General features: G+C 32.8%; 7 protein-coding genes and 1 pseudogene. 6 read left to right on the top strand and 2 right to left on the bottom strand.

Going from position 1 to position 10,097, the window contains the following annotated elements; genetic code table 11:
* The first annotated feature begins 401 nt into the window (after nucleotides 1-401).
* From bioB to F6K40_RS35995, 6 genes and pseudogenes are all read left to right on the top strand, one after another.
* Entirely contained in the window at nucleotides 402-1,499 is a 1,098-nt protein-coding gene (bioB, locus tag F6K40_RS36020; protein WP_293143711.1) for a biotin synthase BioB, read from the top strand.
* A 549-nt stretch (nucleotides 1,500-2,048) separates the two neighbouring features.
* A complete protein-coding gene (locus tag F6K40_RS36015; RefSeq protein WP_293143708.1) occupies nucleotides 2,049-3,269 on the top strand; it encodes an RNA-guided endonuclease InsQ/TnpB family protein in 1,221 nt (406 codons plus the stop codon).
* 166 nt (nucleotides 3,270-3,435) lie between these two features.
* A complete protein-coding gene (locus F6K40_RS36010) occupies nucleotides 3,436-4,029 on the top strand; it encodes a biotin transporter BioY (RefSeq protein ID WP_293143705.1) in 594 nt (197 codons plus the stop codon).
* A gap of 645 nt (nucleotides 4,030-4,674) precedes the next feature.
* Nucleotides 4,675-4,909, top strand: a pseudogene (locus tag F6K40_RS36005) (IS630-like element ISMae24 family transposase); the annotation flags it as partial.
* Between the two features lie 571 nt (nucleotides 4,910-5,480).
* The gene (lspA, locus tag F6K40_RS36000) at nucleotides 5,481-5,966 is read left to right on the top strand and encodes a signal peptidase II (RefSeq protein ID WP_293143702.1); all 486 of its coding nucleotides are present in this window, start codon (nucleotides 5,481-5,483) and stop codon (nucleotides 5,964-5,966) included.
* 757 nt (nucleotides 5,967-6,723) lie between these two features.
* On the top strand, nucleotides 6,724-8,043 hold the full coding sequence (locus F6K40_RS35995) for a diguanylate cyclase domain-containing protein (protein ID WP_293143699.1): 1,320 nt from the start codon (nucleotides 6,724-6,726) through the stop codon (nucleotides 8,041-8,043).
* Nucleotides 8,044-8,427: 384 nt separating this feature from the next.
* On the opposite strand, the gene F6K40_RS35990 is transcribed toward F6K40_RS35995, so the two are convergent.
* Together F6K40_RS35990 and F6K40_RS35985 are read right to left on the bottom strand one after the other, a co-directional pair.
* Nucleotides 8,428-8,553, bottom strand: a complete 126-nt coding sequence (locus F6K40_RS35990; RefSeq protein ID WP_293143696.1) for a RecQ family zinc-binding domain-containing protein — start codon at nucleotides 8,551-8,553, stop codon at nucleotides 8,428-8,430.
* Between the two features lie 333 nt (nucleotides 8,554-8,886).
* Complete coding sequence (locus F6K40_RS35985; RefSeq protein WP_293143693.1) at nucleotides 8,887-9,012, bottom strand: hypothetical protein; 126 nt, start codon at nucleotides 9,010-9,012, stop codon at nucleotides 8,887-8,889.
* Nucleotides 9,013-10,097 lie beyond the last annotated feature (1,085 nt).

Below are 10,097 nucleotides of genomic sequence, written 5' to 3'. Positions count from 1 at the left end.
GCAGCAGAAATGGTTTTGCATCGTGGACTAGAGAATGTAGTAGCCCAGGGACTCTGGGGAAAGGAAACAGCCTGTCAAGTCGGTCTGTCGGGGGTCTATGACCTAGATAAGTGGCGTGGGGCAGGAATTCATAACTGCGAGGTTAGGAAGCCCGCGCTGTCCCCCTAGGGTCAGCGTCGGGAGGATGTCACGAAATTCAACTTGATGTTGAAGTAATGAAAGGTATTTAGGTAGTATTGATGAGAATCGGGATCTAGTGTTGACTTGACTTTGTTAGTTCTCTAGGTTTTTATCAAAAATATTTTCAAAATTACTTTTAGACTAATGGTATGGAAATGAACAAATAAAGATGGTAAAATTTCGACGATATTAAAAATTACCTTAACTATTAAAGGCTCGCCGTGATTCAAACTCTCCTATCAACCAATACAGAAACTAATACTAAAACTTTCCTATCTTTGCCAGAAACGAGAAAGAAGTTGGAGCAATGGCTCAATAATTTAGCCAACCAAATTATTTCTGGATATCGTCTTAGCCAACAAGAGGCTATGACACTTACTCAGATTACAGAACAAGAAGATATACTGCTACTTTGTGAAACTGCCGATAAAGTTCGTAAAGCCTGCTGTGGTAATATTGTAGACCTGTGTAGCATCATTAATGTCAAATCTGGAGGCTGTTCAGAAAATTGTAGTTTCTGTTCCCAGTCAGCTTATCATCCAGGACAAGCATCTCCTGTTTATGGCCTCAAATCTACTGAGGAAATTTTGGCTCAAGCAAAAGCAGCAGAAGCAGGTGGAGCTAAAAGATTTTGTTTGGTTTCTCAGGGTAGGGGTATTAAGTATAATAGTCCCAAGTCTACAGAGTTTGAGGAAATTCTGGCCACAGTAAGACAAATTATCGCTGAGACTAATATTAAGCCTTGTTGTGCTTTGGGAGAAGTGACGGAAGAACAAGCCCAAGCATTGGCAGAAGCAGGAGTAACTCGCTACAATCATAATTTGGAAGCCTCTGAGCATTTTTACCCAGAAATTGTCACGACTCATAGCTGGAATGACAGAGTCGAAACAGTGAAAAACCTCAAAGCAGCAGGTATTCAAGCTTGCAGCGGAGGTATTATTGGTATGGGTGAAACTTGGGCAGATAGAATAGATTTGGCCTTAGCTTTGCGAGAGTTGGAGGTTGAGTCTGTACCTTTGAATTTATTGAATCCTCGTGAAGGTACCCCATTAGGCGATTTGCCTAAATTAGACCCTTATGATGCTTTGAAGGCGATCGCTATTTTTCGTCTTATCCTACCAGAACAAATTATTCGTTATGCTGGAGGGCGAGAAGCTGTGATGGGAGAATTGCAAGCTTTGGGTTTGAAAGCTGGTATTAATGCTATGTTGATCGGCCATTATCTGACAACTCTTGGTCAACCTCCAGAAAAGGACCAAGCAATGCTAGAATCTCTTGGACTTCAGGGTGGGGAAGCTCCTATTCCAAGTTATAAGTAGTAGACAGAATTATTTGTATATTTATCAAAATAATTTGTTCTATACCAATTCACTTTAAGGATGTCATAAATAGTTTCCAACTTTAAATGTCAAATAATTGCCTGAAACTGTTGTTTTATCAAACATTTTTAGGCTATCAAATCTAGCATTCTCAATTCTCAATTCTCAATTCAGCGAAACGGTATAGAACCCCACCTTTTAAGGTGAAATATTTTTGGAGGGTTGCTCAAAACGCCACTACAAAAATAACTCCTGACTTCTAACTTTTGACTTCTGAGTTTGTTAAGTTCAGTTATATTTCTTGTTCCCTAGTTCCAGTATATGTTGAATTAATTTTGTGCAGGTACTTAGGTCTTGGATGGTAATATAATTTTTTAATGCTAAAAAATAATTGTTAATTGCCGTGACTTAAAAATAGGGATGAAAAAAATCAACTTCAGTATTGTAAAGTTTTATTGATTTTATAGAAAAACATAGGAAAACAACTAAAAATATCTTAGACTGAGAGAGGAAAGCAGAACAGCTCGTTAAATGTTTACAGGAGGGATAATGCAGTTAGTAGAACGTACTATTATTAAAAAAAATCATCCCAATTATAAATCACTTGATGCTCTAGCTTTCTTGTCTAAAAATCTCTACAACATGGCTAACTACATAGTTAGACAAGAGTTTATTAATAACGGAAATTATCTAGATTATAACAAAGTTCAAAAGTTATTACAATCGGGAGCAGATTATCAAGCAATACCGGCGAAAGTTTCTCAACAGGTGTTGATTCTTTTAGATAAAAATTGGCAAAGTTTTTTTCAAGCTATAAGAGCTTATAACCAATGTTCAAGTAAGTTTAAAAGCCGTCCTAAACTGCCAAAATATAAAGACAAACAGAAAGGAAGGAATATTCTAGTTTATACAAAACAGGCGATTAGTAAACCTCAATTAGTCAAAAATCAGAAGATCTTACTATCAAAAAGTGAGCTATTTTTTGATAGTAAAATAAATTATGATTCTCTGCAACAAGTGAGAATAATTCCTAAGCTTAATTACTATGTTATAGAAGTGGTTTACGAATCCGTTGAAGTTAAATTAGATTTGTCAGAATCTAATGTGGCTTCTGTAGATTTGGGAGTGAATAATTTGGCGACTGTAACATCAAATAAAAAAGGTTTTCAACCCTTTATTATTAACGGCAGACCAGTCAAATCAATTAATCAATTCTATAACAAGAAAAAGGGTAAACTACAGTCAGAATTAAAGGAGACTAAAAGTAGTAATCGAATCAAAAGATTATCGACAAAAAGAAATTTAAAGATTGACGATTATCTGCATAAGACTAGCAGGTATATTATTAATCATCTGATCAAAAATCAGATAGGAGTTTTAGTAATAGGAAATAATCCTAACTGGAAACAAGGTATAAATCTTGGCAAAAAAAACAATCAAAATTTTGTTCAAATTCCTTTTTTTAAGTTAATTGAACAACTAAAATACAAAGGCAAATTAGTAGGAATAAAAGTAATAATTAATGAAGAAAGTTATACATCAAAAGCTAGTTTTTTAGACTGGGACGACTTACCAGTTTATCAAAAAGGTGTCAAACAAAGATTTAGTGGTAAACGAGTGAAAAGAGGACTTTATCAAGCTTCAAATGGTGTCAAATACAATGCTGATGTTAATGGAAGTTTAAACATATTACGAAAAGTAGTCCCAAACGCTTTTAGCAATGGGATAGAGGGTGTTGTAGTTCACCCCGTTAAGGTAACACTTAATTAAAACACTTGTCTAGGAATATTTTTCTATAGATTTAGTAACTATTTCAAGGCTATGACTTTAGTCAAAGGTATTGATAACTAATAACTCTTTTGCTGGACGACATGAAAAACGCAGTTCCTCCATTTGCATAGCATCCTCCAGGAAAGGAGGCTAACTGATAACTGAAATGACAATTACAATAGAATTACTATGGGCAATTACAGGTTTACTCTTGACAATTGCTGCGACATTTTTACCTGCTTCTTTTGCGAGTCCTACTTGGATTTGGGAACAGCAAGAAGTTAAGACTTTTTCTTTGGGAGTAACTTACCAAGTTGGTGCTGTTTTATTGGTAGGTTGTTTAGGTGGAAAAAATGCTGCTGTTATTTCTCAAATAGCTTATATATTTTTAGGTCTAACTTTATTACCTGTGTTTAGCGAAGGTGGTGGTATTGGTTATTTGAGAGAACCTAGTTTTGGTTATTTATTAGGTTTTATTCCTGGAGCTTGGATATGTGGATATTTAGCTTTTCAAGCATATCCTAAATTAGAATCATTGGCTTTTAGTTGTTTATGTGGGTTGTTGAGCGTTCATGTAACTGGGTTAATTTATTTGATTATTAGTAATATTTTCAATATTTCGGGGTGGGAAAATACAACATCATTATCTTTATTTGAAGCTATTTTTAGATATTCTATTTTTCCTTTACCAGGACAATTAGGAATTATATGTGCTGTAGCAGTTATGGCTTATTTCCTACGACGTTTACTATTTTATTAGAGATATAATTATCTAGAAAAAATTAATTCTTTACAGGATTTAGGTAAGAGATAAAGATTTTAATAGCTGCTAATTAGTTAAATCTAAAAATGGGATTGTAATTAAAGTAATGATGATTAATTTTGAAATTTACATATAAATTTTTTTAACTTAGTTGATGATATAACAAGTTTAATTTTTCTCTGGAAAAAGAATAGGAGTTAATATGAAACTCTACCTTATAATAATAAAAAGTGGTTTATTTTTTGAGAAAAAACTTGTTTAAAAGTATATAGTTTAAATTTGATTATTATCGATCTTGAAAATTACACAAAAATAATCTTTTTTACTAATTATTGGCATTGGCAGTAAAAATTAAAAAAAAAGTGCAATTGCAATTATTCATATTTAATTATTTTACCCAAAAATTCAGATATAAAGCCTCTCCATTCATGGAGAAAAAGCGGTCGAGAGATGGATGGATTACCTAACCATATCCACTTGTTTAAAAGTATATAGTTTAAATTTGATTATTATCGATATTTAAAATTACACAAAAATAATTTTTTTTTACTACTTATTGTCAGTAAAAATCGAAAAAAAGTGCAATTGCAATTATTTAAGCAGTCACACAAAATTAATTACCTATTTTACCATCATAAAGATATCCTTACGAGTGATAAAATGAGCGAAAAACTAGAAGAGTGGAAGGGGAAAAATTTAGAGATGTTTTGGTTACCAACTTACTCAGGAAAGCATTACCTAATTGAAATTATCGAGAAATTTCTTAAGTATGAATGGATTGAAATTGATGAAATGTGAAAGCTGGAAAAGCTTGCTTTGCTATCTCAAAAAAGTGCTTGATAATTTTGCTCAAGAATATGTAATTAATTTTGTGTAGATACTTATATTTAATTATTTTATTTAACCCAAAAATTAAGGTATAAAGCCTTTCCATTCATGGAAAAAAAGCGGTCGAGAGATGGATGAATTATTCCCTAACCATATCCAATCGACCAAGAGAATAAAAAAAATCCTTTTAACCAAATCCTTATATTACAGAAGATAAAATTGTTAATTGTTAATTATTAATTGTTAATTATTAATTATTAATTATACGTAAGTTAAAAAAACATCCTGAATTCTCTACAATACTAAATTTCAAAGTTAGAAATAATATTTTAATAATTGTACTAGATTAAGTTTAAATTTATATCTATAGATCAAAATATTTCAATGGTTAAATTGCCCTTGTTGCTTCCCCTAAAAAATATTTTTCTTCAAGCTTTTTTGATGATATAGCTAAGAAAGAGTTGGCTCTTAATAATTACTGATGATGAATCTAAGACTAGGAAATATTTTTCTAACTGTTCCCTGTTCCCTGTTCCCTGTTCCCTGCTATAGGATAGCCATCTGACAAATATCTTGCTAAATTGTAGAAGAAAGCCAAACAAATATATTAATTATTAACTTTGAAATTACGTTTTAAAAAAAATCCCATATTTTGGATAGTTGCTATTATCAGCATTGTATTAGACCATCTGACTAAATTTTGGGTAGTACAAAATTTTCAACTCGAAGAAAGTCTAGCTTTGTGGCCTGGTGTATTTCACTTTACTTATGTTACTAATACTGGAGCAGCTTTTAGTCTATTTAGTAATGGTGGAGTGTACTGGTTGCGCTGGTTATCTTTGATAGTTAGTCTAGGTCTCATGGGTTGGGCTTGGTTTGGGCCTAGATTTAATCGGTGGGAACAACTAGGTTATGGTTTAATTTTAGGAGGGGCATTGGGTAATGGTATTGATAGATTCGTTTCTGGTTATGTTGTAGATTTTCTCCATTTTCGCCTTATAGATTTTCCCGTTTTTAATGTGGCAGATGTTTCAATTAATATTGGTATTATTTGTTTACTTATTGCTACATTTTTTAGTGAAATACCTAAACGTCGTTCCCATTAATTGATTTTTCTCTTGTTGTCTTATTTGAGAATTATCGCTCTAAAAAGACGAATATTTTAGGTATTTTCTTAAACGGGTTAAAACCACATTTTAAGGATATTTAATAGTTACCAAAAAGTAAGAAAGTATCTTTCAATAATGGATAATGGATAATTACCTCTTCCTAAAAGGGAGAGGATTGACTAATAAGGGAAAAAATTTATTTTTATCCCCTTGAAAGGGGAGGCTTTAAACCTGAATTATCTAATTATTTAATTGTTTAATTGTTTAATGATTTCGGTAAAATAAATCTAAATAAACGCCTCAAATATCTATATTTCGTGGGTGACAGCTGCCAGATAAATCTCCTGAGTTATGTTGTGAGATTATTGTCGCCTAACCCACGTTACATAAAGGCTTAATTTTTTATTTATAGATACCCTATGAGGTCTAAAATCTCCCCTTTTAAGGGGATAAAAAAGTGGTCGTTAACAAAGTTTCCCTTAGGATGGGATGGATGAGTTACCTAACCAGATCCAATCGAACAAGAGAATATTTGGTTCATTATTTTAATCCTAATGATGAGCGCCAGAGGTACTAATAACTGATAACTGAAATGACCCAATACTTATATCACTGTTGAGAAAGAGAGAAAAAAACCTATAGAGGCTCAATCACTCCCCTGCTTTGAAGAAACTAATTTATCATAAATCAATCAGATTAAAGGACAAATTTTTAGAGTTTTTTATTTTAGTTGATGAACATTACTTTAAAATACATGATGAAAGCCCTAAAATGGAAATTATTAAAGCTTTGTAAACTACTATATCAACTGCTCTATACACATATAATTATCATTCTTTTTACTTTACTCTGTTTGGGTTTTGGTATAGCTTTAGCAGGAACCTACTACCTTACGATTAATTTAGTAGATTCCCAAGCAATGCAATACGCAAAAGTAGCTGTCAAAACCTTGAATGAAGCTAGAATACTGTACAGCAAGAATGTTGTCGATCGGATCAAGTCAATGGATGGTATTATGGCCATACCTGAATACCATGCTGTCAAAGGAGGTATTCCCAATCCTGCTACCTATAATATCGAACTTGGGGAGCGCCTCAGTGATAAATCAGAAGGTATGTTATTTAGACTTTACAGTGATTATCCATTTCCTAATCGACAACTAACAGGAGGACCTCAAGATAAGTTTGAGTGGGATGCACTAACTTACCTGAAAGAGCATCCAGAAGCTTCATTTTATCGCAAAGAGCAATTTGGCGATCGCCTCTCGTTTCGCTATACGGAAACTGTCCTCATGGAGCCAAGTTGTGTAGCTTGTCATAATACACTGCGAAGTAGTCCTAAAAAAGATTGGAAAGTTGGACAAGTGCGTGGCATTGTAGAAATTACTCAGCCCGTTGATAATGTTATGCTGATAGCTGAAGATGGATTAAAAGTAATTTCTACTGTCTTGATGACTATCATTGCTCTAGCAATTTCAGGTTTAATTTTAGTTATTGGACGCTTTCGTATAATTAATCAAGAGCTAGAACAAAAAGTTTTGGAAAGAACAGCTACACTTAATCGTTTAGCTGCCATTGATGAGTTAACCCAACTGGTAAATAGGCGTCAGTTTAATATACTTATTCAGCAAGAGTGGCGACGAATGCAACGACAACAACGACCCTTATCGTTGATTCTTTGTGATGTCGATCATTTCAAGAAATACAATGATACCTACGGTCATCTAGCAGGAGATAATTGCCTTCGTGCTGTTGCCCAAGTTTTGGATAGTAGTGTCAACCGTTGTGGAGAATTTGCTGCGAGGTACGGTGGGGAAGAGTTTGCAATTGTTTTACCAGGAGTAAATTGTTCTGAAGCAACCAGAGTCGCAAATATAATTATAGATGGCATTCATTCTCTGAAGATACCTCACAAAACCTCTTTGAATAGCTCCTATGTCACCCTAAGTATGGGAATTGCAACTACTATTCCTAACGATCAAAGTTTTCCTGAACAATTGATTAAGTCTGCAGATCTAGGATTATACCAAGCTAAAGAAGAAGGACGAGATAGGTTTATTATTTGGAATGAGTGACAATAATAGTTTTGTTGTAACTCATATATAGAAATTTTGATAAATGTTTACTACAAATACTGGGACTGTTTCTATTAGACATCTCCGGAAAAGAGGGAGTAGGGATTAGGGGGAAATAATTGATGATTTATGCGCCATAATTGATTTGACTTTTGATGATCGGAGATGTCTAATAGTCAGTAGTCAGCTAGATTGAGTTGTTATTATCATTTTTGACTATCAAATAATTCGGCTTTGTTGCAAATATATATCTGATTTTAATGATTTTTGTTGACCAAATTATTCGTAACATTCTTTGTTTTAAATGATATAATTTATTGGGTTTACCTACTTACTATTTTCTTAGAGTTTAACTAGAGTTATTTTAACTTTACATCTTTAAAACTACTTTTTCTTCTTGATACAATTATCACAATAACCGCAACCCATATTTTGAGCTTCCTGAAAAAAACCAAATGCTTCTAATAAAAACTGCCATCGACATTTTTTAGTAGAAAAATATTGATTCATTTCCTCAACTTCTCAACTGTAATTTCAAGAAGTTTTTTGACCATTACCAGACTTATTAATAATATAGTTAAACGGGTCGCGCCATCTCAAATTAAAATTGAGAACTACTTTTTTTATATATACAATTATCACAATGACCGCAACGCATATTTTGAGCTTCCTGAGAAAAACCGAATGCTTATAATCAAAACTGCCATCGACACTTTCTAGTAGAAAAATATTGATTCATTTCCTCAATTCCCGAACTGTAATTTCAAGAAGTTTTTTGACCATTACCAGACTTATTCATAATATAGTGAAACGGGTCGCGCCGTCTCAATTTTAATTTGAGAACTACTTTTTCTTCTTGATACAATTATCACTGTTACAGCAACGCATATTTTGAGCTTCCTGAAAAAAACCAAATGCTTCTAATAAAAACTGCCATCGACATTTTTTAGTAGAAAAATATTGATTCATTTCCTCAATTCCCGAACTGTAATTTCAAGAAGTTTTTTGACAATTACCAGACTTATTAATAATATAGTTAAACGGGTCACGCCGTCTCAATTTTAATTTGAGAACTACTTTTTTTCTCTATACAATTATCACTGTTACCGCAACGTATATTTTGAGCTTCCTGAAAAAAACCGAATGCTTATAATCAAAACTGCCATCGACACTTTCTAGTAGAAAAATATTGATTCATTTCCTCAATTCCCGAACTGTAATTTCAAGAAGTTTTTTGACCATTACCAGACTTATTAATAATATAGTTAAACGGGTCACGCCGTCTCAATTTTAATTTGAGAACTACTTTTTTTCTCTATACAATTATCACTGTTACCGCAACGTATATTTTGAGCTTCCTAAAAAAAACCAAATGCTTCTAATAAAAACTGCCATCGACACTTTCTAGTAGAAAAATATTGATTCATTTCCTCAATTCCTGAACTGTAATTTCAAGAAGTTTTTTGACCATTACCAGACTTATTAATAATATAGTGAAACGGGTCGCGCCGTCTCAATTTTAATTTGAGAACTACTTTTTTTCTCTATACAATTATCACTGTTACCGCAACACAGATTTTGAGCTTCCTAAAAAAAACCAAATGCTTCTAATAAAAACTGCCATCGACACTTTCTAGTAGAAAAATATTGATTCATTTCCTCAATTCCTGAACTGTAATTTCAAGAAGTTTTTTGACCATTACCAGACTTATTAATAATATAGTTAAACGGGTCGCGCCGTCTCAATTTTAATTTGAGAACTACTTTTTTTCTCTATACAATTATCACAATAACCGCAACCCATATTTTGAGCTTCCTAAAAAAAACCAAATGCTTCTAATCAAAACTGCCATCGACACTTTCTAGTAGAAAAATATTGATTCATTTCCTCAATTCCTGAACTGTAATTTCAAGAAGTTTTTTGACAATTACCAGACTTATTAATAATATAGTTAAACGGGTCGCGCCGTCTCAATTTTAATTTGAGAACTACTTTTTTTCTCTATACAATTATCACAATAACCGCAACCCATATTTTGAGCTTCCTGAGAAAA

Source organism: Okeania sp. SIO3I5, assembly GCF_010672085.1.
In the GTDB taxonomy this organism is placed as follows: domain Bacteria; phylum Cyanobacteriota; class Cyanobacteriia; order Cyanobacteriales; family Microcoleaceae; genus Trichodesmium.
This window is presented reverse-complemented; position numbering and strand designations above follow the sequence as displayed.

Excerpts from the sequence above, each read along its gene's own strand:
- F6K40_RS36015 (WP_293143708.1), top strand. The coding sequence starts at position 2,049 with ATGCAGTTAGTAGAACGTACTATTATTAAAAAAAATCATCCCAATTAT.
- F6K40_RS36010 (WP_293143705.1), top strand. The coding sequence starts at position 3,436 with ATGACAATTACAATAGAATTACTATGGGCAATTACAGGTTTACTCTTG.
- F6K40_RS35995 (WP_293143699.1), top strand. The coding sequence starts at position 6,724 with ATGATGAAAGCCCTAAAATGGAAATTATTAAAGCTTTGTAAACTACTA.
- F6K40_RS35990 (WP_293143696.1), bottom strand. The coding sequence starts at position 8,553 with ATGAATCAATATTTTTCTACTAAAAAATGTCGATGGCAGTTTTTATTA.
- F6K40_RS35985 (WP_293143693.1), bottom strand. The coding sequence starts at position 9,012 with ATGAATCAATATTTTTCTACTAAAAAATGTCGATGGCAGTTTTTATTA.